Origin of the sequence: Bifidobacterium castoris, from assembly GCF_003952025.1 — a bacterium.
GTDB lineage: Bacteria > Actinomycetota > Actinomycetes > Actinomycetales > Bifidobacteriaceae > Bifidobacterium > Bifidobacterium castoris.
On the sequence record NZ_QXGI01000002.1, the window covers coordinates 58267 to 82458 of the forward strand.

The 24192-nt window shown below is 63.0% G+C and carries 21 protein-coding genes, 2 tRNA genes and 2 pseudogenes; 15 read left to right on the forward strand and 10 right to left on the reverse strand.

Annotated elements, in window-relative coordinates:
- Positions 1–154: 154 nt before the first annotated feature.
- Positions 155–640: a DUF3566 domain-containing protein gene (locus tag D2E22_RS02480; protein WP_241218169.1), complete on the forward strand. Its 486-nt coding sequence runs from the start codon at positions 155–157 to the stop codon at positions 638–640.
- A 410-nt stretch (positions 641–1050) separates the two neighbouring features.
- Positions 1051–1446, forward strand: a pseudogene (locus D2E22_RS10725) (VanZ family protein); the annotation flags it as partial.
- A gap of 540 nt (positions 1447–1986) precedes the next feature.
- Here the strand turns inward: D2E22_RS10725 and trhA are convergent.
- The 3 genes from trhA to D2E22_RS02500 form a co-directional block, all read right to left on the reverse strand.
- Positions 1987–2832 (reverse strand): PAQR family membrane homeostasis protein TrhA, encoded by an 846-nt coding sequence (trhA, locus tag D2E22_RS02490; RefSeq protein WP_126031562.1) that lies wholly within the window; start codon positions 2830–2832, stop codon positions 1987–1989.
- Between the two features lie 110 nt (positions 2833–2942).
- Positions 2943–4289, reverse strand: coding sequence for an NADP-specific glutamate dehydrogenase (gene gdhA, locus D2E22_RS02495; protein WP_126031563.1), 1347 nt, complete (start codon positions 4287–4289; stop codon positions 2943–2945).
- A 165-nt stretch (positions 4290–4454) separates the two neighbouring features.
- Positions 4455–5657, reverse strand: coding sequence for an MFS transporter (locus D2E22_RS02500; protein ID WP_241218134.1), 1203 nt, complete (start codon positions 5655–5657; stop codon positions 4455–4457).
- 389 nt (positions 5658–6046) lie between these two features.
- Between D2E22_RS02500 and mscL the strand changes: the two genes are divergently transcribed.
- Positions 6047–6523, forward strand: a complete 477-nt coding sequence (mscL, locus tag D2E22_RS02505) for a large conductance mechanosensitive channel protein MscL (RefSeq protein ID WP_126031565.1) — start codon at positions 6047–6049, stop codon at positions 6521–6523.
- A 290-nt stretch (positions 6524–6813) separates the two neighbouring features.
- Here mscL and D2E22_RS02510 read toward each other — a convergent pair whose 3' ends face one another.
- Entirely contained in the window at positions 6814–9039 is a 2226-nt protein-coding gene (locus tag D2E22_RS02510) for a DUF2207 domain-containing protein (protein ID WP_164518388.1), read from the reverse strand.
- A 377-nt stretch (positions 9040–9416) separates the two neighbouring features.
- Between D2E22_RS02510 and D2E22_RS10950 the strand changes: the two are divergent.
- The 3 genes and pseudogenes from D2E22_RS10950 to D2E22_RS02520 all read left to right on the forward strand — a co-directional run.
- Positions 9417–9500: pseudogene (locus D2E22_RS10950) on the forward strand (zinc ribbon domain-containing protein); the annotation flags it as partial.
- Between the two features lie 60 nt (positions 9501–9560).
- The gene (locus tag D2E22_RS02515) at positions 9561–10739 is read left to right on the forward strand and encodes a hypothetical protein (protein WP_241218135.1); all 1179 of its coding nucleotides are present in this window, start codon (positions 9561–9563) and stop codon (positions 10737–10739) included.
- 50 nt (positions 10740–10789) lie between these two features.
- The gene (locus D2E22_RS02520; protein WP_126031568.1) at positions 10790–11065 is read left to right on the forward strand and encodes a nuclear transport factor 2 family protein; all 276 of its coding nucleotides are present in this window, start codon (positions 10790–10792) and stop codon (positions 11063–11065) included.
- 292 nt (positions 11066–11357) lie between these two features.
- Here the strand turns inward: D2E22_RS02520 and D2E22_RS02525 are convergent.
- Both D2E22_RS02525 and D2E22_RS02530 read right to left on the reverse strand, forming a co-directional pair.
- Positions 11358–11430 (reverse strand) — tRNA-Ala (locus D2E22_RS02525).
- A gap of 32 nt (positions 11431–11462) precedes the next feature.
- Positions 11463–11536: transfer RNA gene (locus D2E22_RS02530), tRNA-Ile, on the reverse strand.
- 290 nt (positions 11537–11826) lie between these two features.
- On the opposite strand from D2E22_RS02530, the gene D2E22_RS02535 reads away from it, so the two are divergent.
- On the forward strand, positions 11827–12570 hold the full coding sequence (locus D2E22_RS02535) for a M48 family metallopeptidase (protein WP_126031569.1): 744 nt from the start codon (positions 11827–11829) through the stop codon (positions 12568–12570).
- Here D2E22_RS02535 and D2E22_RS10465 read toward each other — a convergent pair.
- Together D2E22_RS10465 and D2E22_RS02540 are read right to left on the reverse strand one after the other, a co-directional pair.
- Positions 12527–12703, reverse strand: a complete 177-nt coding sequence (locus D2E22_RS10465; protein WP_164518389.1) for a hypothetical protein — start codon at positions 12701–12703, stop codon at positions 12527–12529. The genes D2E22_RS02535 and D2E22_RS10465 overlap by 44 nt on opposite strands.
- Before the next feature lie 23 nt (positions 12704–12726).
- The gene (locus tag D2E22_RS02540) at positions 12727–13104 is read right to left on the reverse strand and encodes a MerR family DNA-binding transcriptional regulator (RefSeq protein WP_164518390.1); all 378 of its coding nucleotides are present in this window, start codon (positions 13102–13104) and stop codon (positions 12727–12729) included.
- Positions 13105–13432: 328 nt separating this feature from the next.
- Here D2E22_RS02540 and D2E22_RS02545 point away from each other — a divergent pair, with 328 nt between their 5' ends.
- From D2E22_RS02545 to D2E22_RS02570, 7 genes are all read left to right on the forward strand, one after another.
- Positions 13433–14026 carry an NADPH-dependent FMN reductase gene (locus tag D2E22_RS02545; protein ID WP_126031571.1) on the forward strand — a complete coding sequence of 198 codons (594 nt, stop codon included), beginning with the start codon at positions 13433–13435 and terminating at the stop codon, positions 14024–14026.
- Positions 14027–14348: 322 nt separating this feature from the next.
- The gene (locus D2E22_RS11035) at positions 14349–14600 is read left to right on the forward strand and encodes a methyltransferase domain-containing protein (RefSeq protein ID WP_241218136.1); all 252 of its coding nucleotides are present in this window, start codon (positions 14349–14351) and stop codon (positions 14598–14600) included.
- A complete protein-coding gene (locus tag D2E22_RS11040) occupies positions 14510–14974 on the forward strand; it encodes a hypothetical protein (protein WP_241218179.1) in 465 nt (154 codons plus the stop codon). Before D2E22_RS11035 ends, D2E22_RS11040 begins: the two co-directional genes overlap by 91 nt.
- 331 nt (positions 14975–15305) lie before the next feature.
- Positions 15306–17813, forward strand: coding sequence for an excinuclease ABC subunit UvrA (locus tag D2E22_RS02555; RefSeq protein WP_126031572.1), 2508 nt, complete (start codon positions 15306–15308; stop codon positions 17811–17813).
- A 354-nt stretch (positions 17814–18167) separates the two neighbouring features.
- The gene (locus D2E22_RS02560; RefSeq protein WP_126031573.1) at positions 18168–19028 is read left to right on the forward strand and encodes a hypothetical protein; all 861 of its coding nucleotides are present in this window, start codon (positions 18168–18170) and stop codon (positions 19026–19028) included.
- A gap of 129 nt (positions 19029–19157) precedes the next feature.
- A complete protein-coding gene (locus D2E22_RS02565; protein WP_206431339.1) occupies positions 19158–20207 on the forward strand; it encodes a zinc-binding dehydrogenase in 1050 nt (349 codons plus the stop codon).
- Positions 20208–20276: 69 nt separating this feature from the next.
- Positions 20277–20483 (forward strand): hypothetical protein, encoded by a 207-nt coding sequence (locus D2E22_RS02570; RefSeq protein WP_126031574.1) that lies wholly within the window; start codon positions 20277–20279, stop codon positions 20481–20483.
- A 46-nt stretch (positions 20484–20529) separates the two neighbouring features.
- Here the strand turns inward: D2E22_RS02570 and D2E22_RS02575 are convergent, their stop codons facing one another.
- Positions 20530–22464 carry an alpha-amylase family glycosyl hydrolase gene (locus D2E22_RS02575; protein WP_241218137.1) on the reverse strand — a complete coding sequence of 645 codons (1935 nt, stop codon included), beginning with the start codon at positions 22462–22464 and terminating at the stop codon, positions 20530–20532.
- 772 nt (positions 22465–23236) lie between these two features.
- On the opposite strand from D2E22_RS02575, the gene D2E22_RS10470 reads away from it, so the two are divergent.
- The gene (locus D2E22_RS10470) at positions 23237–23374 is read left to right on the forward strand and encodes a hypothetical protein (protein WP_164518391.1); all 138 of its coding nucleotides are present in this window, start codon (positions 23237–23239) and stop codon (positions 23372–23374) included.
- On the opposite strand, the gene D2E22_RS02580 is transcribed toward D2E22_RS10470, so the two are convergent.
- Entirely contained in the window at positions 23344–24051 is a 708-nt protein-coding gene (locus tag D2E22_RS02580; RefSeq protein WP_126031576.1) for a DUF4357 domain-containing protein, read from the reverse strand. The two genes, D2E22_RS10470 and D2E22_RS02580, sit on opposite strands and share 31 nt — an antisense overlap.
- Positions 24052–24192 lie beyond the last annotated feature (141 nt).

The following is a 24192-nucleotide window of genomic DNA, read 5'->3' on the forward strand; positions in this document are numbered from 1 at the left end:
CCCCCCGTCCGTGAAGGACGTGCCCACGGCCGCGCATGGCCGTGGGCACGTCCCCGAACGTTGGTAATCTCGACCTCAAAGCCATGAGCATTTCAAGGAGCAGAGCATGAGCGACCCCCGCGAGGCCAATCCACTGGAGCATACGACCGCTTCGATGACGCATGACAAGCATGCGCCGCGCGTCGCCCGTTCCGCCTCGAACACCCCGCTGATCGCGGACAAGGACCGTCCCGAGGAGAACAAGCCGGTCCGTCCGATCAAGCGTCGCAAGAAGCCGGGCGCACGTCGCATGAAGCTCTCGCTGACGCATCTGGACGCCTGGTCGGTCGCGAAGGTCACGTTCATGCTGGCGCTCGCCGGCGCGCTCATCCAGATCATCGCCGTCGCGCTGCTGTGGTCGCTGCTCAAGGTCGTCGGCGTCTTCGATCAGGTCACGCAGATCGTCTCGTCGGCAGGCCTCGATGCGGGCGGCATCAATCTCGCGAACGTCTTCTCGCTGCCGACGATCCTCAGCGGCGTCACGATCTTCTCGATCGCCGAGATCGTGCTCGTCACGATTCTCGTCACGATCTTCGCGCTGCTGTACAACGTCGTCTGCTCGCTCGTCGGCGGCGTCCATGTGACGCTCGGCGACGACTGATCCGCCGGGATATACGCGCGGCCCCCGGACGGGCGAAACCGTCCGGGGGCCGTTTTTTGCGCCCATTGCGATCATCGGGGGGGGGTGCAGGTCGTCGCCGCCGCGTTCGCGAAGCGCGATCGTTGCGATCATGGCGGGTGCACGTCACGGCGGTCCTGATCGCAACGCGGCGTCTTTGCGATCGTCAGCGGTGCACAACGCCGCAGGACTGATCGCCGATGGGTGAAAATCATCCATATGGACCATGCTGCGACGTCGGCGCAACCGGTAAACTCAAGACCGTGTTCAGATATCTCGGGTATTTCAGCCAGTCGTTCATGCTCGCCGTCATGCTGTGGCCGTTCGTGTCGTTCCTGCTGACGCTGCCGATTGTCGCGATCATCTACCACCGCAACCATCGGTTGAGCTTCATGAGCGCCTTCAGCGCCTACGTGGCAGTGCTCTACGCGCTCGGCCTCATCGCGTTCACGATGTACCCGATGCCCGACGATCCGATCGCCTACTGCCGCACCCACCATCTGGGGCCGCAGCTCGACCTGCTGCGCTTCATCCAGGATGCGCAAAGCGGCCTGTCCGGCGTGCTGCAGCTCGTCATGAACATCGTGCTGTTCCTGCCGCTCGGCTTCATGCTCGGCCGCTGGGCCGGCTGGAGGTTCTGGCAGACCGCCGGCACCGGCCTCGCCTGTTCGATCTTCATCGAGACGACGCAGCTCACAGGCATCTGGGGCCTCTACCCCTGCGCCTACCGCTACTTCGATGTCGACGACATGCTCACGAACACGATCGGCGCGATGCTCGGCTACGCGCTCGCCTTCCTCTACACGAAGCTCGTGCCGAAGCGCGTGAAGCAGATCGACGGCGTCAACAGGCATCCGGGCTTCATCCATCGTGCGGTCGCGCTCGCGCTCGACGTCATCATCATGGACGTCATCCTGTATGCGCTCGTGCTGCTGCTCATCTATGTGTTCTACAAGTGCGCGGTCGCGCTCGACGACACGCACTATGCGATTGGCGCGCTGCTCATTTCGACCGACAGCGTGCGCTGGGTGCCAGGCATCCTCGCCGGCATCCTGTTCCTGATCTTCGAAGTGTGGCGTCCGTGGCGTCATGACGGCCGCACGCTCGGCGGCGCGTACACGCGCATGACGGTCGAGACGACGGCGCGCACCGGCTGGCGTCGCATGCTGTTCTACGCCGTCCGTACGCTCGTGCTCGGCGTCTGGTTCGTGCTGCTCAATACCGGCGCCGACCGTTGGTTCTGGTATCTGACGGCCGCGCTTGTGCTCTGGTGGATCGTCATGCACCGGATGCCCTGGGATCTTGTGCCCGGTGACACGGCCACACCGTCAGCGCATCTGCAGCACGACTATGAACAGGGCGATGACGTGGCACACGTATCCGCCGATCGTGCCCAAGTGGAAGAGCTCGTGGTAGCCGAACCAACGCGGGAAGGGGTTGGGCTTGCGCAGTGCGAAGAACACCGCGCCGACGATGTAGCAGGCGCCGCCGCAGATGACGAGGACCGTCGGCACGGGGCCGATGAACGGTGACGTCCAGAAGAAGTAGATGATCGTCAGAGGCGACAGTCCCAGAATGCAATAGATGATCGTGAACAGCCAGTCGAGCCCGTCCGGATACAGCAGATGGGCGATCGTGCCGACGGCCGCCGTCACCCACAGGATGCCCATGTAGGTCCAGCAGATCGGCTTGTTGTCGAGCGCGAACAGGAACGGCGTGCAGGTGCCGGCGATCACGAGGAAGATGTTCGAATAGTCGATGCGCACGAGGACGGTGTCGACGAGCTTCGGGAAGTGGCCGTGTCCCAGATGCAGCGTGGCGCTGACGCCGAACAGCAGCATCACCGATGCGCCGTAGATGCTGACGCCGACCTTCATCCAGCCGGCAGGGGCCAGGCAGATGAGGATGACCGATGTGGCGATCGAGAACGGGAACGCGATCAGATGGAGCCATCCGCGCAGCTTCGGCTTCTCGCGCAGGATCTGCCGGCGTTCGCGCCATTCGCGGAACATCGCGGTGCGTTGCTTCTGCTCGTTGAGCTTCTTCGCCGTGACCGTCTTCTTCGGCCGATGCGGTTCGTCGTTTCCGGAGCGCGGGATGTTGTAGATGGGGCGGTGGCTCTGGGAGGCCGCGCGCACCTGGTTCTTCCTTTTTCTGCTGTTCTCGCCGACCATGCCTCCTAGCATAGGTTCGTGCATGGGAAAGATGCGCGGCCGTTCCTCTGACGGGGAACGGCCGCGCATGCGGGTGGCTCGCGTGTGGATGCGGCGTGCCGCGGACGCCCTTAGAAGATGCCCTGGGCGACCATCGCGTCGGCGACCTTGACGAAGCCGGCGATGTTCGCGCCGAACATCAGGTCGCCTTCATGGCCGTATTCCTTCGCCGCGTCGAGCGATTCGGACACGATGTTCTTCATGATGTCCTTGAGGCGCTCGTCGACCTCTTCGAAGGTCCACGACAGACGGTACGAGTTCTGGCTCATCTCGAGGCCGGAAACGGCCACGCCGCCGGCGTTCGAGGCCTTCGCCGGTCCGTAGAGCACGTGGTTCTTCTGGTAGACGGCGATCGCGTCCGGCGTCGACGGCATGTTCGCGCCTTCGCACACGACGGTGCAGCCGTTGTCGACGAGCTTCTGCGCGGCCGCTCCGTCGATCTCGTTCTGCGTCGCGCACGGCAGCGCGATGTCGCACTTGACGCCCCACACGCCGCTGCAGCCCTCGTGGTATTCGGCGCCTGCGACGCGGTCGGCGTACTCCTTGATGCGGCCGCGGTGGGCAAGCTTGATGTCCTTGACGACGTCGAGGTCGATGCCGTTCGGATCGTAGATATAGCCGTTCGAATCGGAGCAGGTGACGACCTTCGCGCCGAGCTCGGTGGCCTTCTCAATCGCGAAGATCGCGACGTTGCCGGAGCCCGAGACGGCGACGGTCTTGCCTTCGAAGGAATCGTCGCGCAGCACGCGCAGCGCCTCCTGCGTGTAGTAGCACAGGCCGTATCCGGTCGCCTCGGTGCGGGCGAGGGAGCCTCCGAACTCGAGGCCCTTGCCGGTGAGCACGCCGGTGAACTCGTTGCGCAGACGCTTGTACTGGCCGAAGAGGTAGCCGACCTCACGGGCGCCGACGTTGATGTCGCCGGCCGGCACGTCGGTGAACTGGCCGATGTGGCGCTGCAGCTCGGTCATGAAGGCCTGGCAGAAGCGCATGACCTCGGCGTCGGAACGGCCCTTCGGATCGAAGTCCGCGCCGCCCTTGCCGCCGCCCATCGGCAGGCCGGTGAGCGAATTCTTCAGGATCTGTTCGAAGCCGAGGAACTTGATGACGCTCTCGGTGACGGTCGGATGGAAGCGCAGGCCGCCCTTGTACGGGCCGATCGCCGAATTGAACTGGACGCGGTAGCCGCGGTTGACCTGCACGTCGCCGTTGTCGTCGACCCAGGCCACACGGAACTTGACGAGGCGCTCCGGTTCGACGAAGCGCTGCAGGACGCCAGCCGCCTCGTATTCCGGATGCTTCGCGAAGACCGGCTCGATGCTCTCGAACACCTCCTGCACGGCCTGCAGGAACTCCTTCTGGTCGGGGTCGCGCTCTTCGACCTTGGCGTAGACGCGCTTCACATACTCATCGGTGAGCATTGTTCCTCTTTCTGATGTCGGATACGGACAAAACAGCATCATTCTAAAGACAGCGAAAACGCGTGCACAAGCATGTTTCATGTTTTGGAAGGTGATTTTGCCAACGCTGTCATTCGTCACGTCATCCCGATTGGGCGCAGACGACGGGAAATTCGGACGCAACGGTCAGGATCGCGGCGACGCGCCGTTGATCGTGCGGCGGAACGGCAGATAGATCGCCCACGCGATCGGCATCGTGACGAGCAGCGCGGGATAGAACCAGACGATCGGGACGCCGCCGAACAGCAGGCCGCCGATGAGCGGGCCGAGGAACATGCCCAGATCGATGCCGGCGTAGTAGGTCGTGTTCGCCATGCCGCTGCGCGCCTTGCCGGCGATGAGCACGGCCTTCGCCTGCGTGACCGAGCTCATCAGACCGTAGCCGCCGGCCGTCATGATGGCCGCCAACGCGAGCATCCAGAAACTGCGCAGGTGGGCGAGCGACAGCAGCATCACGACGTCGCCGACCGTGCACAGCGTCAGGAAGAACAGGAAGGACTTCGTATCGAACCAGTTGCGCAGCGCGATGCGGACGGCGAGCAGCACGAGCGCGTAGATCGGGAAGAACACGGAGACGCCGAACGGCACCTGCATGCGGGCGGCGTAGTCGACGATGAACGACTGGTTCGCGAAATAGGGGATGCCGAACATCATGAAGATCAGCGCGATCGGAATCACCTTCGGCTCGAAAAGCGCGCTCAGCCGCGGACGGCGTCCTTCACGGGCCGGTTGCGCGGTGCGCGCTGCATACGGGCGGCCGGCGTCCCTGATGCACAGCACGCAGACGACGACGAGCACCGCCATCGCCGACGCCGTCAGGAACGCGGCGCGGTAGCTCACCGCCTTCGAGATGCGGATGCCCAGATCGGGGCCGAAGGCCTGCGCCAACGCGTTCATCGTCCCGTACAATCCCATGCCGGCGCCCATGCGCGACAGCGGCAGCAGCGTCGACAGCCATGTGGACAGGCACACCGAGATGCAGGCGAAACCGACGCCGTTGACGATGCGTGCGGCGAGCAGCGACGCCGGATTCGACGCATACGCGTACCAGACGTTCGTGATCAGGTACAGCGCGCCGCCGACGACCGCGAGCACGCGTTTGCTCGTACGGTCGGACAGGCGTCCGGCGACCGGGCGGCAGAACAGCGCGGCCAGCGACAACGCGCCGGCGATGAACCCCATCAATGCGCCGTTCGCGCCGAGCGTGTGCGCGAAGCCGGCGATGATCGGGCCGCTCATCATGCTCGCCGTCATGAAGAAGAACGTGGCCGCCATGATGAGCGCCACATCGCGCGTGATCAGACGCTCCTGATGGTTGTTGTCGGTCATGGGCTCCCTTTCGATGGGATGATGCGACGTGTGCGTTCCGCGCGGCGTCGTCGCCATTGTAGGCGCGTCGCCGCCGACGACGGCCGTGCTGTTCGCGATGCGCCGGACAAGCCGTCGGCGGATGCCGGCGCCCCGGCTTGCGCCGCATGATCGGGAGCCGGCGGCCTCATGAATCCGGAATTGTTGCGTACACTGGCGGACAATGCGCGTAACGCGGAAATTCGGCGGCGATTACGCCGATATGGATATGCTCCCGCTATCGAGTCGCTTACTATGACAATACGTGGCCGTCACTGTGCCGATTCCCGCCCTTCCCCGTGTCGTGAGGAGGCGGAGCGGCGACGGATGGCCGCCGCCACCCGTCGGAACACTGAAAAGGAGTCAGCATCATGTTGGACGGATTCAAGAAATTCATTGCGCGCGGCAATATGGTCGACATGGCGGTCGGCGTCGTCATGGGCGCCGCGGTCACGAGCATCGTCAACGCGCTCGTGAACAGCATCATCAATCCGCTCGTCGCCGCCATCTTCGGCAAGCCGGACCTGAGCAAGACGTGGAACTGGACGATCACCAACTGGGCCGGCGAGAATTCGGTCATCTCCTTCGGCTCCGTGCTCAACGCGCTGCTCAACTTCCTGATCATCGCCGCCGCCGTCTACTTCTGCATCGTCGTGCCGATCAACAAGCTGCGCGACATGAGCGAGAAGGCGATGGCGAAGATGAAGAAGAACGACGAGGACGTCGCCGCCTCCGAGCCCGACCTGAGCCCCGAAGAGCAGACGGTCATCCTGCTGCAGGACATCCGCAACTCGCTCGCCGCGCAGCAGAACACCGCCACGGTCACGGCAGCTCCCGAAACCAAGTAGTAACCACGTTCCGCCGTACCGGTCGCATATGCGACCGCATTGCATGAGCAGGCGCCTTACAACCCGGGCGCCTGCTCATATCGTAATCGGGCATAGGGGACAGGGAAAGCACGCATAGACCAAAGTCGCATACGGGGTGGGGGATCTCCGCGCGGGCGCCGCTGACCCATGGATCCGATCCCGCGTCCTCTGGGTGCGAGGAACCGACGCGCGCGGGGCCAGAGCGGGGCCGACAAGACGCATGCATAACGATCAGCGCGAGGAATCCCCTCGCGCGGCAGCGGGCACCGTCAGCGGCCGCCGAACGAACCGCCGCCTGCGCCGCCTCCGCCACCACCGAAACCGCTGCCCGATGATGATCCGCCACCCGAGGCCGCCGACATCATCGATGAGAAATTGGAACCCATTTGCGCGCCGAAATCGAAGAACGACGCGCTTCCGGCGCCCGCGCCGCCATCGTTCGCGAATGCGGAGCCGGGCATCGTCGTCGTGCGCATCGACCAGTAGAGGACCGGCGCCATGTCGGCATGCGCGTCGAGCCATGCGTCGTCGCACAGCTCGGCGGCGGCGCTCGCGAACTGCGCGACGACGTCCTTCGAAATGCCGAAGGCCGTCGCATAGACCAGATATTCGCCCCACAGCGTCACATCGAGCATCGTGCGGTCCTCGAAACGGCTGAAATCGAGCAGATAGCGCGCCAATCCCTCCACCTGCCCGGCGACTTCCTCGCCCTGCGGATCGAGCGTGTATTTCGGCGCACGAATCAGCGGGAACAGCGTCAACGCCAACGCGGCGCAGGCGACGATGCCGGTGAGCACGACCTCGCCGACGCCGAAGCACAGCAGCACGCAGACGAACAGCAACGCCGCAGTCGCGCCGGCTCCCCACCAGTGCAGCCTGCGGTCGGACACCTTGACGGCATGCGCATGCTGCAGCTCGCCGCGGCAGGTCTGCGTGAACTGCCGGAATCGCTTGCGCGCCTGCTTCCATTTGCGCACCGTCTTGTTCATCTGCTTCGTGTCGAAGACGTTGCCGCCCGTGCGCTCGCCGATCTCCAGCAGGATGTCGAGCAGGGCGCGCTCGGACGCGCACAGCTGCGTCGTGTAGGGGTCCCGTTGGTCGAATGCGGCGGGCAGCAGTACGAAGGTGCACCGTTTCATCGCCTTGCGCCGATGTCCCTCATCAAGCATGTTGAGCCGTGCCATCGCCATCGAAGGCGTAGCCGACGTCAGATCGATCGGCGGCTGCCCGTCCCTGCCGTCGTACAGCGAGACCTCGCCGGGGAAGACGGCGATGATGTGTTTGTTGACGAGCGCCATCAGCGTGGCCGCCATCGCCGGCGCCGTCGCGGCCTCGCCGTTGCCGTAGTCGACGACGATGTTGTACAGCCGCGCCGCCGCGGCCGGGCTGATCTCCGGCGCGCCGCGCCAGTATTCGATCGGGCCGCGGTAGCGGATGCCGCGCAGGATGCGCAGGTATTGCAGAACCATCATGACGACGCAGAAGAGCCACAGCGCGGCGCCGATGGCGATGCCTGCGATTGTGAGCCGGGCGTCGCGTGTGCGTTTGCTGTCCCAATCGATGCGCGCCTGCGCTTCGGCGGCGATCGTCGCATCCTTCGTCGCCGTGTCCGCCGTGCGCATGACGTACGGCGTGACATCGTTCGCGGCCATGCTCAGATAGTCGACGTACATGCGCGAGCGGACGTTGTGCGCGCCGAACTCGAAACCGTCGTCGATGCGGCTAATCGACGAATCAGGCCCCTCGAAATGCAGCCACGCCCACGAATCCGCGTCATCGAGCGTCTGCGGATAGTGCACGCGCGCGGTGAGCGTACCGATCGGCACCGAGTTGTCCTTCGACACGGGCTCCCATTGGAACTTCGTGACGTCGTCGTAGGAGGTCGCGACGTTGTCGAAGGTCATTTCGACGCGGAAACGCATGCTCGACGCGCTTTTCGTCTCAGGGATGTTCCAGCCGATCTCCACCGTCTGCCTATGCGGATCGGCCACGTTGTCGGTAGACGTGATCGATGCGTACTCGGTCAGCGGCGACTGCTTCGACTTCGGATTCTCGACGTTCGCGATGTACCAGGTGCCGGCATGCTCGCTGTTCCAGCTGTGTGCGCGGTTCACTTCCTTCGGCTGTACGATGTCGCCCTGCGTGTAGATGTCGCCGGTGTCGAGATGCTCCACCGAGATGCCGCTGATGCCGGTCAGCTGGTTGGAGTCGAGCGTGTAACGTTGGTAGATCTGACGCCACGGCTTGCGGTTCTTCTGCTTGTCAAGCCGCACGTCGACCGTTTCAACGATGCGCAGGCTGCCGTCGTCCTCCACGGTCACGTCGTAGTCGAGCGTGCGGTAGGCCATGCGCGCGTCACGGCCGCCGTTCGCGATGCCGGCGAGGATGACGGTGCCGGTGAAGCCGAGGAGGAGGGCGGTGATGATCGTCGTGACGACGGCCAGCAGAAGATTGCGCTTGCATGACCGCGGGGAACTGACTGTGCTGGTGCTCATGATGGTTGCCGGCGCCTTTCTTGGGTTATGCATGCCCGGCCTCTGCTTGTACGAATGTTCGGTGTTGTAAATGATGAAGATTGTGGCATAGGAGCGGAGCGGAGCGGGGTTGCAAGTCCATCTCCTGAGAATGCCGTTGCGGGGGGAGGTGGTTGCGCTGGGGTGCGGCCCGGCTCGTCGGGCGGTTCGGCGGATCGGGACGCAAACGGGGTCTTTTGCGGGTGGGACCGTCGAGGCGGTCGATGGAGTGGGACGAAGACGGACGACCTGTGGTGGAACGTCGGATGCCTGACGGGTTGGAACGGCGGTATATTGGCGGGAAGGAGCGGAGGTTGTCGTGGTGAGCAGGCGGCGAACGGATAGAGAAGGGTACAAGGATGGTGCAGTCGGAATGGGAATCGTGCCCGAATTGCGGCATGAACGTCTCGGCGGATGCCGCGGTCTGCACGAATTGTGGGATGCCGCTTGAGGCTGTGCCGATGCCTGATCGGACGCGGGTCGCGACGGGCATGACGTCCTTCATGGATGAGACGGCTACCTTCGTGCCGTCAGTGCCGCCTGCACCGTCGGCGCCGGCCGCACAGTCCCCGCCGCCGGTCGTGAATGTGCCGGCTCCGGCGCCGCAACCTGAACCGCCTCATGACGGCCGGCATGCGCGTGGCGCCGGAAAGGCCGTCATCATCACGGCAATCATCGTGGCCGTCGTCATCGTCATTGGGACGGTCGGTGGTTTCATCTGGAATCGGCGGCATCAATCGGAATTGGCGCAAGCACGCGAGTCCTGCAACGCCGCCGTGCGGGAACTCGAGGACCAGTATGCGGCCACACAACGGGAAGTCGATGAGGCGCATGAACTGGAAACGTTGTCGGCTGATGATGTGGCCGACGAGGATACAGTCAAGGAACTCAAAGATGCAATCGATCGCTATCACAAGCTCTCCGGAGACAAAAGCGGGCTGACCTGCGCGGCGGACGCGCATAAGGACGTGCTCGACTACGTGACGCAGCAGGCGCGCTCGCGGGCCGATGCACAGCGCAAGGACGCGCAGGCCGTCGCTGAGGCGGCCGAGGCGGTGAAGGCGTCGCGCAAGGCGCAGCAGAAGGCTGATGAGCAAGCCGCCGATGCTGCCGCCGAGGAGAAACGCAAACAGGAGCAGCAGACGGCCGAAGAGGAGGCGCGCAAGGCGCAGCGGACGAACGACGATCAGGAATCGACGACTTCGTCTACGCGTGCCGACGGCGAGAACATCAATGGTGATTGGCTGTCCTACCCGAAGGACGGCAAACGGGAATACATCAACGCGCGCTACGGATTCGGCGTGCGGATCCCCGAGGATTTCGCGATCGTGACGCCCGCCCCGGACAACGGCGACGGCCGGACATTCGTGAACAAGGATCTGGACATGCGCATCACCGTCAGCGCGATGCATAACGTTCTGGGCACGACGCCGCAGCAGCAGCTCGCGATGTACAAGAGCGATCATGACGTCAGCTACAGTCTTGTCGAAGGCGACGTCATGGTCGCCACCTGGGCGCAGGACGGCGACGTGCATTACGTGAGGGAGGTCATCGGGGAGAAGGCCATCAGCACGATTGAACTCACGTATCCGGAGACCAACCATGCCTCATGCGACCCGATTCTGGAGGAGACGGCGCCGACGCTGACGGCCCCGTATGCCCACGGCGGCGCGGACAGGTGAGGGATGCGCGTATAGGGATACCGATTGCACATAAAGCCAGGATGGACGGTATGACGATGGATACAACAACCGCGGCGGCAGTGGTGCGCGAGTTCTTCACCGCGGGATACGTCGATCACGATTATGACCGTGTGATGGATCTCGTGGCGCAGGGCTATGTGGATCACAGTCCGGTCGGAGCGCGCAGCAACGCGGATGCCGTGGGGATCCTGCGCATCGTCGAGGGCATGTTCGGGTTTATCCACTCATGCCGCAAGATTGAAGAGCGCACATTAGCTAGCCACTCGCTAGCCGCCGAACATGTCTCGAATGTATCGGGCGCGTAGAAGATCTCTTCGCTTACCTTGTAGCAAGCCTGAAAACGCCCCTGAACGCATCTTGCGGATAGTTCCAAAACTTCGCTTTCCCATGTTCGGCACATCCATTCAAGCCGCTTGCAGCACTTGTGTTTTTGCCGGGACCTCTCCGCCCTTGAAAACACCGCGTGTCGCGGCGGCGACTTTGCAACACTTGTGCTGCGTAAATGTGCCTAAAACGGCCATTCTTGGCCTTGAAATGCCCTCAGGCAGAAAACAGAAAAACCGCTGAAAACCCAATGTTTTCAACGGTTACCGCGAGTGGAGCTACCCGGGTTCGAACCGGGGACCCTCTGCTTGCAAAGCAGATGCGCTACCAGCTGCGCTATAGCCCCGAACGGGGGAACACGTGAGAATGCTCCCCACGTGGGCCCGGGAGGACTTGAACCTCCGACCTCATCCTTATCAGGGATGCGCTCTAACCACCTGAGCTACGGGCCCGATTCGATTGCGCTAGACGCAACAGATAAAGAGAATACACTTCGGGGTGTACTTGTGCAAATTGATTGCCATTCGGCGTGTCGTTGTTGGTCGTGTGCTTGTTTCGCACCGAATCGTGGTCGTTCGCGCGCGTGCTCGAGGGGGCTGACGGCGCGCGGCGTCTCTCCGGCGCCTGTGCATTGTCGTCGCGGAGTCTTTTCGGGGGGGGGGGGTGATTGTGCCGCTGCGAGGACGTCATTCGCTTGGAGTGCATTCGAACATATGTCCGAATACTCGTTGATAATGCTCGTATGTCTTTTCGTGGAATGCCTCGCGCCCGTTCGTTTTCCGCGCCGTCGCAGCGTGCGCTGATCTCGCGCGAGACGCTCAACGTCGACGGATTGCAAGTGGCGGTGCTGCGCAAGAACAACCGCAACATGTACCTGCGCATCAAGCCGCCGTATGGCGCCATCGAAGTGACCGCCCCCGCGCGTATGCCCGAACGGGCGATCGTCGATTTCGTGCGCGACCGTCGCGAGTGGATCGACGATGCGCTGCGCAAGATGGCTGCCGCGCGGTCGCGCACCTTCGCGTCGGCGAACGTGGATCCTTCGGTGCCGTCGCCGTCGATCGCCGCCACTGGAACCGAAGTCTCCGTCGCACGCGAAACAACCGATGCCGCCGCTAGTTTCACGTGGAACGAACAGTACGTCGAGAAGGCACGACGCTCGATCGAACAGCGGATTCCGGCGCTTGTGGAGAAATGGGCGCCGATCATCGGACGTTCGCCGTCGAAGATCACCGTGCGTGCGATGACGTCGCGGTGGGGGTCGTGCACGCCGAAGACGTCGCGGATCCGCCTGAACCTGCAGCTCGGATTAATGGATCCCAAGTTCCTCGAATACGTGCTCGTTCATGAGATGACGCATCTGTGGGAGCATGGGCATGGCGCCGGCTTCCAGGCGAGGATGAGCGACGCGTTGCCTGAGTGGAAGGAGCTGCGCCGCGAGCTCAACCGCTGCACGATCTTCGAAGCGCCGCAAGTACAGCGTTGAGCGCGGCGTTGAATGTGACATCGTGGCGGCCCTGAGTCTCTCCTGGCATGCATGCGTCGACTCCCTGCCGCATCGCCTGCGCGAGTTCGCGTTCGACCGCCTGCATGGCATCGAGATCCGCTTGCTGCTGCATGTCGTCTTCCTTGTCTGTTGATTTCATTGATGCGGCGTTGCGCCGCGCGTGCCCGCTCGGTGCGTCGATGCCCTGCAGCGTCTCCTGCACCGGGGGATGCGCTGCTCGATGCTGTCGCGGTGCATGCGCAGCAATGCGACCGTCTCCTTCGTCGGCTGCCCGAGGATGGCGCCGATCTGTTCGACGTTGGGTTCGGGGTCGCGGTACAGCCGGATCCGTCGGATATGTGCGATGTCGTGCTCGCCATACAGCCGATAACCGTTGCCGTCCCGTTCTGGGTGCAGCAGGCCGACCGATTCCCGATGGCGCAGCATCCGTGCGCTGACCGCGCACAGCGACGCCGTTTCGCCGATCGTCAGCATCGCGCCGTGCGCTGCCGTTTGTTCTGGACTCGTTCGCATGACTGCCACGCTATTGCCTGACATGATGTGAGGGTCAACATCGGCGGAGTGGGATTGGTGCGATGATGGCGGAGACTAAGAAGAGTGGAGATGGGAACTCTGAAACGTTGAATGAGGGTTGCCATAACGCCTCACTGTCATTCACAGTATCAGTGATAGTGATGTGACAGTGTGACTGTGATGAGGGGGGCGGGATATGGTCGTCGACACACAGTCAGCTGAGGGCGTAAGTGGGTTGCCTGTGCGCGATGCGATGGTCGATAATACGGCCATTCAGCCATCGGTCGGCCATGAGTATACGACGTGAGCATACGAAAGGAATCCAAGGATGGAATCGATCAATGAGGTGCGCATCGAGGAGCATGACGGCAGCCTGCCCACCGTGCTGATGATCGTCGGATCGCTGCGCAAGAAATCGTTCAACAGGCAGCTCGCGCAGTTCGCCGCCGGCGAGCTCGCCGACCGCGCGAACGTGCACATGCTCGACTGGCATGAGGTGCCGATGTTCAACCAGGATGAGGAATTCCCGACTCCGGAACCGGTGGCGGCGGTGCGCACCGAGGTCGCCGAGGCCGACGCGATCTGGGTCGTGACACCCGAATACAACCACGGCATGCCGGGGCCTCTCAAGAATCTGTTCGATTGGCTGTCGCGGCCGATGGAGGATGGCTCCCTGTCGCCGATCGTCGGCAAGATGATGACGATGAGCGGAGCCGCCGGCGCGAGCTGTGCGCGTGACTGCTTCGCGACGTGGCTGCCGGTGCTTAAGGCGCTGAAGATGTGCATCGCCCCGGCGACGTTCACCGGTGTGGCGTTGAGCCGTGAGATGTTCATCAGCGATAGGCTTGAACTTGACGACGCGGCGAAGGCTTCGATGCGCAATCAGGCCGATGCGCTCATTGCGTTGATCGACCAGGAATGATTACTGCGACGTGCATCATCGATGCACGCAACCGTGGGCGGGAGTGACCATGGAAGATTACCAAAACGAGAACGCGAGGACGATCGGCCGGTAGGTCGATGAAGGCTGGCAATGGGGCATGCCGATCTCGCACGAGACCTGCGAAAGCGCGTGCAACGGCGAATGGGACATTCTGCTCACCCCCACGAAGCCGGTTCCCACGAATGGGTCGGCGATGTGCGCGGCAAACGTGTGCTGGGACTGGCGAGCGGTGGCGTGCAGCAGATGCCGATCATGACGGCGCTCGGCGCGCAGTGCACGTGCTCGATTATTCGTCGCGCCAATGCGAACGGGAGACCGAGGTCGCGCAACGCGACGGTTACGAGATCGACGTGGTCCAGGCGGATATGAGGAAACGCTGCCGTTCGAGGATGAAAGCTTTGACCTGATCATCAATCCGGTCTCGAACTGCTACATCGAACAGTTGCGCCCGGTGTTCCGCGAGTGCTTCCGTGTGCTCAACCCGGCGGCTCGCTCATCGGCGGCTATGACAACGGCGTCAACTACATCTTCGACGACGACGAGACGACGCTGACGTATACGCTGCCGTTCAATACCCTCCACGACGAACGCGCGCGGCAGATGCTGCTCGACGCGGATTGTGGCATGCGGTTCTCGCATACGCTCGACGAGCAGATCGGCGGCCAACTCGAGGCCGGATTCGTGCTGCGCGCATTGCATGGGGACCCGAACGGCGAAGGCGACCTGCATAAGCACCATGCGCCGACCTTCATGGCCACGCGGATCATGAAGCCGCAACGCCGGGGCGCCGTCGATCGACGTCGGCAAAAGAAAAAGAAAGGGCCGGGGCCACGTTATCCGTGGCCCCGGCCGGACACTGAGAGAGAAAGAAAAAGGAGATGTTCAGTTATCTCGGTTCGCGTATTCCTTGAGCCGACGGCTTTATGATATGGCGCGCATCTTGGAAAACCGATGGCAAAAGCTCAAAGAATGCTGTTGGTTCGCATGGATTCGCATGGACGCGGTCGCCGTCCGCGCGCGTGCGTCGATCGGCGGACGCGTCATCCGAGGAGCACGGCGGGCGTCGGTGTTCGCCGTCGCCGCGTCATTCATGGCGGCTGGGCGTGCGAGTGTGCTCACGGCGGAGCGCATGCGCGCGTCTTACGCTCGACAATAGCGGCATCGGACGGTGGCAGCAAGCCATGCGTCGTCGATGCGACGAATCATCGAGCGAACGGCAGACATAGGCGGGCAGACATTGGCGGAGGGAAGCGGCGGCATGGCACAGACGATCGATATCACCGGCGCGCGCGTGCACAATCTCAAACGGGTGGACGTGCGGGTGCCGATCGGCGAGATGGTCGCCGTCGCCGGCGTCTCCGGTTCGGGCAAATCGTCGCTCGCGCTCGGCGTGCTCTACGCGGAGGGGTCACGGCGGTATCTCGAGGGGCTGTCCACATACACGCGTCGACGCATCGCGCAGAGCGGCGAGGCGAAGATCGACGCGATCGAACATGTGCCGCCGGCGCTCGCGTTGCATCAGCGTCCGAGCGTTCCCGGCATCCGCAGCACCGTCGGCACGATGAGCGAGCTGCTCAACAGTCTGCGGCTGATGACGTCCCGTCTCGGCAACTACAGCTGCCCAAACGGCCATATGCTCGATCCGACGCCGAACGTCGCGCTCGAACGGCCGATCATCTGCCCGGTGTGCGGCGAACGGGTGCAGCCGCTCGGCGCCGAGGATCTCGCGTTCAACTCGGGTGGCGCATGCCCGGCATGTTCGGGAACCGGCATCGTGCGCATGGTGGACGGGTCGACGTTGATCGCCGACCCGAATCTGACGATCGAGCAGGGAGCGGTGGCGCCGTGGCGTTCGCTGATGTGGTCGATCATGGTCGACGTGTGCCGCGAAATGGGCGTGCGCACCGACATCCCGTACAAGGACCTCACCGACCATGAGAAGGAGATCGTGCTGCACGGTCCCGCCGAAAAAAGGCACATCCTGTACCACTCGAAGAAACTGAACCGCGCCGGCGAACTCGACTTCACGTATTTCAGCGCCGAACGCACCGTGCTCAACGCGCTCGACAAGGCGAAGGACGCGAAGGCGCTCAAGCGCGTCGAGCCGTTCATCAAAGAGGAACGATGCCCCGACTGCCACGGCACACGGCTCAACGAACGCGCGCGTACATTGCCCGTCGACGGCAGGACGCTGCCCGAACAGTGCGCGATGCAGCTCGACGACCTCGCGGCATGGGTGCGCACGGTGCCCGCGACGATGCCGGACGACATGCGCGAGATGGCGCAGACGATCGTCGACGAATTCACGCGCACTGCGCGTCGTCTGCTCGAACTCGGCCTCGGCTACCTCACGCTCGACCGAGCCGGCTCCACGTTGTCGACCGGCGAGCGTCAGCGCATCCAGCTCGCGCGCGCCGTGCGCAGCGAACTGACAGGCGCGATGTATGTGCTCGACGAACCGTCGATCGGTCTGCATCCGGCGAACGTCGACGGTCTGATCGGAGTCATGCGCGACCTCAAGGCGCAAGGCAACACCGTCGTCGTCGTCGACCATGACGCGCGTGTGCTGCGTGACGTCGACTGGATCATCGAAATGGGACCCGGCGCCGGCGCGCACGGCGGCACCGTGATCGCGCAGGGCGCGGTGGACGACGTCGAAGACGATCCGCGTTCGCTCATCGGCCCGTTCCTCGCAAGCGAACGTGCACGCATCGTGCGTCCGCAGACGGCCGCCGACGGCATGTTCAGCGAAGGGGACATCACGATTGCGACGGCTCCGCTGCACACCGTGCACGCATTGGACGCGCATGTGCCGAGGCATCGGCTCACCGTCGTCACCGGCGTCTCCGGGTCCGGCAAGACGACGCTCGTCCTCGAAAGCCTCGTGCCCGCGCTCAGCGCGAATATCGCCGACGAACAACTACCCAACCATGTGCGCGCACTCGACGCTCGGGGCATCGAACGCGTCACGATGATCGACGCGACACCGATCGGCGCCAACGTGCGCTCGACCGTCGCCACCTACAGCGGCATCCTCGACGACCTGCGGCGACTGTACGCGCGCACCGACGCGGCGAAGGCGCGCGGCCTGAAGGCGGGCGCGTTCTCCTACAACACCGGCTCGCTGCGCTGCCCGACGTGCGACGGCACCGGGCAGATCACGCTCGACGTGCAGTTCCTGCCCGACGTGGACATCGACTGTCCCGACTGCCACGGCGCTCGCTACGGCGACCAGGCGGGTGAGATCACGTGGACGCCGAAGTACGGCGGCAACGCGGTGTCGCTGCCGGACGCGCTCGCGATGACGGTTGACGAGGCGATGGACGCGTTCGCGGATCAGAAGCGCATCCATACGAAACTGGCGACGCTGCACGAACTCGGCATCGGCTACCTGACGTTGGGCGAGAGCACGCCGGCGCTGTCCGGAGGCGAGGCGCAGCGGCTCAAGCTCGCGAGCGAAATGGGACGCGCGCAGGAGGGGACGTTGTTCGTCTTCGACGAGCCAACGATCGGGCTGCATCCGCTCGACGTATGCACGTTGATCGGCGTCTTCCAGAAGCTCATCGATCATGGTGCGAGCGTGCTCGTCATTGAACACGACCTCGATATGATCGCGAACGCCGACTGGATCATCGACATGGGTCCCGGCGGCGGCGAAAACGGAGGCGAGATCGTGGCCGTCGGCACGCCGACGCAGGTCGCCGCGAACCCGCTCAGCGTGACTGGCAGGTATCTGGCGCCGTGCGTCGGCGTGACGCGTCGGTGAGAACCGGGGTGTGCGGTTGGGCGCGCTCGGGTGCGATGTATGGGTCGGTTGTGATTGGGGTGGGTGCAGGTTGCGGCAATCGCGTTCGCTGAAGTGGCCGGTTGTGCGCTGGTTGGATGCAGTCTGCACCGGACATGTTCGCTGAGGGTGCAGATAGCGATCGGTGCAGGTGCAGTCTGCGCCGGACACCTTCGCTATGCTACGGCGTCGGTCAGTGCCTGGGCGGTTACCCGTCAATCCGCGCTGCTCTCCGTCGCAGCGCTGACGGCTGTTGAGATATGACCGTCGTTTCACCGCTGCCTGTCTTTATGCTGGAGGGATACCGTGCGGCGAAGAGGCGGGAAAGGCGGCAACATGAGTTTTTTGCAGCGGCATCCGTATTTGTTCTGGCAGCTCGTCGGTTGGTGCCTCGCGCTCGTGGATTTCGTGTTCCTCGTCATCGCGGTGTTCAACGATCTCGGTGAGTGGAGTTATCCGGTCATCGTGATCATGTTCATCGCCGCGTTGTTCGCGGTGCTCGGCTCCCCGTTCTTCGTGTATTTTTCGCGCAAGACACAGGTGCCGCGGACGGATTCGTCGGCGGAATCGCAGCGGATCAGCAACGGCGTCGCGGCGATTGTCAGGCTGCGCGGGAAACCCGGCTTCGTGCTCGTGAATCTGCTGTTCCCGGTGCTGTTCGGCGCCCTCATCGTGTTGACCTACCAACTCGGCGAGCATGGCCACATCTTCCTCGGATTCGTGTCGATGGTGGCGATGGTCGTCATGCCGTTCGTCTTCTACTCGCAGTATTTCTCCGTATTGGAGCGGCGATTCATGGCCTATGCCGACGGCGCGCGCATGGTGACCCTGAGATCCGTCGATGACATGTCGTTCTATTATCTGTCCGACCTGCGCGTGACGCATATGCCGCTGTTGCCGTTACCGAACGCACCTTCCGGCGCGATGCTCGATTTCCTCTACAACTGGCTGCGCCGCTACCTGACGGCCGACCGGCTCACGTTGATTCGTTTCACCGCGGCCGATCTACGTCGCGTCGGCTGTGTGATCGTCAAGGAGGAAAAGACGGGTCTTGTCTATCCCGACTCCCTGTTGATCGCGATTCCGGAACGACAGCTCGATCTGAGCGGAGACAACCGCGCGCAGTTTGATAAGGAATGCAATGCCTTGGGCGTATTCCGTCTGCCGGCGCCATCGCAGATTGAAGTGCATCCATGATGGCGTGAGGGGTATTGCCGCCCGCGGCGCAACGCAGTTGCCCGCATGGTGTGACTGTGGGATGCTGGGAACGGCGACGCATCGGCTGCGGCCGGCGTTAGCCAAGCATCTGAAGGAAGGACGAATATCATGGCGAATTCGATGAAGACTGCAATTTTCGAGTCGGCGCGCCACATGGCCGTCGAGGAGGCGCCGAAGCCTACGGTCGAACAGCCGGACGATGCGATCATCCGCGTCGTGCGCGCATGCGTGTGCGGATCGGACCTGTGGCCCTTCCGCGGCATCAACCAGACCGAGGAGCATTCGGAGAACTCGGGGCATGAGGCCATCGGCATCGTCGAGCAGGTCGGCGACGCCATCACGTCGGTCAAGCCCGGCGATTTCGTCATTGCGCCGTTCACGCACGGCTGCGGCCGGTGCCGTGCCTGCCGCGCCGGCTTCGACGGTTCCTGCATGGCGCATCCCGATAATTTCTCGATGGGTGCGCAGGGTCAGTACATCCGTTTCCAGCATGCGCAGTGGGCGCTCGTGAAAGTCCCGGGACGGCCGGAGGACTACAGCGAAGGCATGCTCAAGAGCCTGCTGACGCTGTCCGACGTGATGGCGACCGGCTATCATGCCGCCCACACCGCGCAGGTCAAGCCGGGTGACGCCGTCATCGTGCTCGGCGACGGCGCCGTCGGCCTGTGCGCGATCATCGCCGCGAAGATGATGGGCGCCAAGCGCATCATCTCGACAAGCCGTCACGACGACCGCCGCGCGCTCGCGCAGGAGTTCGGCGCGACCGACAACGTCGCCGAGCGTGGCGAAGAAGGCGTCGCGAAGCTGCTGGAGATCAGCGATGGCGGCGCCGATGCCGTGCTCGAATGCGTCGGCACGGATGCCTCGTTCCAGGAGGCCATGTCGGTGGCGCGTCCAGGCGCCTTGATCGGCCGCGTCGGTCTGCCGCATGGTCAGCAGATCAGCGGCGAAGGCACGTTCTACCAGAACGTCGGCGTCTACGGCGGTCCCGCGTCGGTCACCACCTACGACAAATCGGTGCTGCTCGACGCCGTGCTCAACGCGGACATCAACCCCGGCAGGGTGTTCACCGCTGAGTTCCGCCTCGACGACATCCAAGCCGCCTACGAGGCGATGGACGAGCGCAAGACGATCAAGTCGTATCTGATCCTCGACTGAGCACTCATGATTGGCCGCGCCGTGCATGGCGATTATGCGCGGTGCGGCCAATCATGATCACGGGCGCCGATGACGCCGCCGCTGTTTCGGATACTGCGCCGACTGCCGCCCCATGGATGCGAACAGTGCATGTTCCTGTTCCTGTTCCTGTTCCTGTTCCTGTTCCTGTGTGAAGCGTTTCTCATCGGTGTATTCGATTTGCCGTCGGTGTGCGCATGGTGGCTGCATGCAAAGCAATGGGGCCTGCACGCTGTTGGACGTGCAGCCCCCAGATAGATGCGCAGTCGCTATGCGTCGCGCCGTGGCTGTTGCTGCATGCGCGTCACGCCGTGCATGGGGCGACGGTGCTGTAGTTTCCGGAGTTGTCGGTCACCACCACACTCGTACCGGTAGCCGTGTAGTTCTGTCCGGAGACGCCGTTTTTGTTGTCCCACTGACCTGACCCGTTCGTGAAGACGAACTCGATTGGACGGCTGTTCGGATTCTCGATCGCGTACGAGACGTAGCCGTCGCACGCGGCGGTCATCTTGACACCCGGTGCGGTGGTCCAGGAGCCTCCGTCGGCGAAGCGCCAGTGCAGATACGTCGAGTCCGCGCCGAACTTCGAGCTCGGGTAGTAGACCGTGGTCGTGGCGGCCGGAGTCGGATCAACAGGGTCGACGGGATCCACAGGATCCACGGGGGCGGTGTCGGTGTTGTAGAACACGCTCACCTTGCCGCTCTTCACGGAGCCGGAGGTGATCTTCTTGTTCGCGACGGTGATGGTGCCGCCGTTGACCTGATCGGTGTAAGTGCCGTCGTCGAGTGTGGTGTCGAGTCCGGTGAGGTTCTTGTCGCCGTCCATGTTGACCACGACCACGCCGTCGTTCGCGCTGTTGCCGTCGGACTTGTAGCGTTCGATCATCAGGCAGTTGTCCGCCTGGCAGTTACGCAGGTACTCCGCGTTGCCTTCCATTGCGTTGCGGAACTTGTTGACCCACTTGACCTCGGGGCTCTTCCATTCGTCATCGCCGGCGTCGCCGAGCTGGGACTGCTCCGCGAACTGCGCGTTCGTGCCTCCGGAGCCGACCGGACGGTTGAAGAAGAGCGGCGCGCCGCCTGCACGGGCGCCGATGACGCCCCAGCCCATGCGGATCTGCCAGGAGGTCATGCCGGTGGATTGCTTGTCGCCGTTCGCGTAGGTGTCGTGCGATTCGACCCAGGTGACGAGCTGGTCGTCCTGCACGCCCTGACCCTGCAGGCTGGTCAGATTGCCGGCGTTGAGGTTCTTGCTGTTGAGCGCGCTGCGCAGTGTGCCGCCATAGTTCGAGGCAGTGTTGCCGCCGCCGTTGCTTGAATACTTCTCGAAGAGCGCGGGGTAGGCAGCCACGTTGAGGCCGGCGTCGCCCTGCAGCACTTCGCCGTACTGGTATTGGGCGCCGTTGTCGAGGATGGTGTCGAAATACGGGGAGTGTGTGCCGAACTCGTCAGGCAGTTCGATGTGCTTGGCGGCATCGTAGCGGAAGCCGTCCACGCCGTCGGCCACCGCCTCCTTGAGGAAGCTCTGCATGCGGTTGCCGACCTCCTGGTTCTCGGTGTTGAGGTCCCATAGGCCGAGCAGGTGGCAATGGGTCACCTGCCAACGGTCGCTGTAATTGATTGCAGTGCCGTTGTCCCCGCAGCCGCCTTCGGTTTTCGTGTGGAACAGGCTTGAGTCTTGCCAGCTTGGTTCGATGGCGTTCCAGTCGGAGGTGAAATGGTTGATGACGGCGTCCACGATGACTCGGATGCCGTACTTATGGGCTTCGGCGGTCATGGCCTTGAGGTCGTCTTCAGAGCCGACGACCGAATTGCCGATCGAGGTGCCGGCCGGCTGGTAGACGTAGTACCAGTTCTCCGTGAACTGCTTGCCCTGCATGGGGCCTTTGATGACGCTGATCGGCGACGTCTGGATCGACGTATAGCCGGCGTCCGCGATCTCGGCCATGTGTTCCTTCATTGTGTTGAACGACCACATCCAGGCGTGCAGGATCGAGCCATAGTTCATTTCCTTGGCCAGCCCGTTCTGGGTGCGCGCCGCCTCGAACTGCGCGTTGCCGAGCGTGCGGTCATAGCTCGTCGTCGTGGCCGCCTGCGCGCTTGACGCGCCGACGGCAAGGCCTCCGATGAGCGTCGCGGCGGCCGCGATGCTGGCGGCCGTCCTCGTGAGGAGTCGGCTTATCGTCGGGCGACGGTTGGCTTCGGTGCGCAGACCGGCGCTCTTGGACAGGGGTGTCATGTCCGCTGTCTCCTTTTCTGTGAAGGGATCTTCTTCCATGAAGAGATCTTCGGTTGTGCGCCGCATGATGCGACGCTGCGGTCCTGCCCGCTGGATGCGGGGAATGCGCCGTCGGTTCAGACGCCTTCCTCAGGGCGAGGCAATACCGCTTTGGTGCGCGGTCATTGTGCAACCGTTTGCGGAAACGCCCTGTGCAGTGATTTGGAATCTTATGTGAAATGCAGCGGCAAAAGATTCGTTGAATTAGACCGATGACATCGTAATCATCGTATTTGACGTGTTATGTCAGAAAGGGAGCCTTGACGTAGAGCCGTTGGAATACCAGTTTTGAGCTTGGCGAATAAAGCGATTTTCGAGCCGAAGGCGTAAAGGATGCGCCTAAAACATGTGCAAATTTCACACTCAAGGACGACATCGTTTGCAAAGAGGTGATTGGATGCCTCCGGCCACCCGTTCGAGGATGCCGAATCTGCATGATGAAGCAATCGTGGCGGTGAGTCTGCGTCTCGTTTCTCCGAATGGAATGCCGGGCGGTATCGCTGGTCGGTTGGGTGGTGCTGGCGTCGTGCGATGCCGCAGTGTGTGGTGACGCTGGACGCTGAGGGGTAATGGTTACGTCGCGCGATGCCACGAAGTATGCGGTTGCGCGTCGCTGAGGTGGCGTGAGCGTCGCGCGATGCCGCAGTGCGCGCAGTCGCGCGACGGCTGTTCGCGCAGCGTAAGAATACGGGTGCGGCGCTCGCGGCGTGCCCACAATACAATTGCGGGCATCATGTACGGCATGTCCGTGTTCGACGCGGAACTGCGGCGCAAGCTTGACGAAGGCAAAGTGGCGCTGGGTGGTTGTGAGATCGAGTTCGACCGTCCCATGCCGAGTCATCACTGCAACGATTGCGGCAAAGAGTTCTGACGTGTACGGAAGACATCGATTGCTCGACCGTCTGCCGTTTTCCACTGTGCCCAGCCGTTGCATGCATGTCCGGTCGAGAACGCTGCGGCCTGCGAGGGCGAACTGAAGTGCACGTCCGTGCGCACGGTGCCATCAGCGGCAACGTTGCTGCGCCGCAGTTCGCGTGCGCGGTCGCCTATGCTGTCGCTGTCATGTTCGGCCACTCGCTGCCCCGCGCGTATCGTGAGCATGTCATCCTCGACGACCATCTCCACATGCAACGGCGGACGTTTTCTGTCGAGATAATAGATACCTTCGGGGATGTTCTGGATGTCGGTGTGTTCCTGATGGTTTTTCGCTGCGTCATCGAAGACTTTGCTTTTGGATTCCGTACTAGACCTCGGATAGATTTGACGACCTTCGAATGACGAGAGCAGTTCGATCGCCAGATTGATGTCAAGTGCGAACAATTCGGATCCGGGGACGCGCGCCTTCGAGAAGATATCGTCGAGCATACGTTCCTTCTCGTCGTAATCCTCGACCTCAATCGCGAACCTGCGCCGCAACCCCGTCACGTTGCGGTACCCGTTGTGCTCAAGCTCGTACATGCGACCGTCGAAACGATCCGTCGTCGTCTTGCCGATCTTGATCAATCCCGATACGACCGTCGACATCACGTAGAGCACGCCTGTTGCCATGGGTGCCTCCTTTGACTTGCGTGGTATGAGGTCCACTGCGATAATATGATGCTGGCTGGAGCATGTTTCAGATTCTTGTCAGCTAGGCACGCATTTTGTTGCTTAACCGCATTTGGCCTATAACCCCAATTGGGAGTGTTG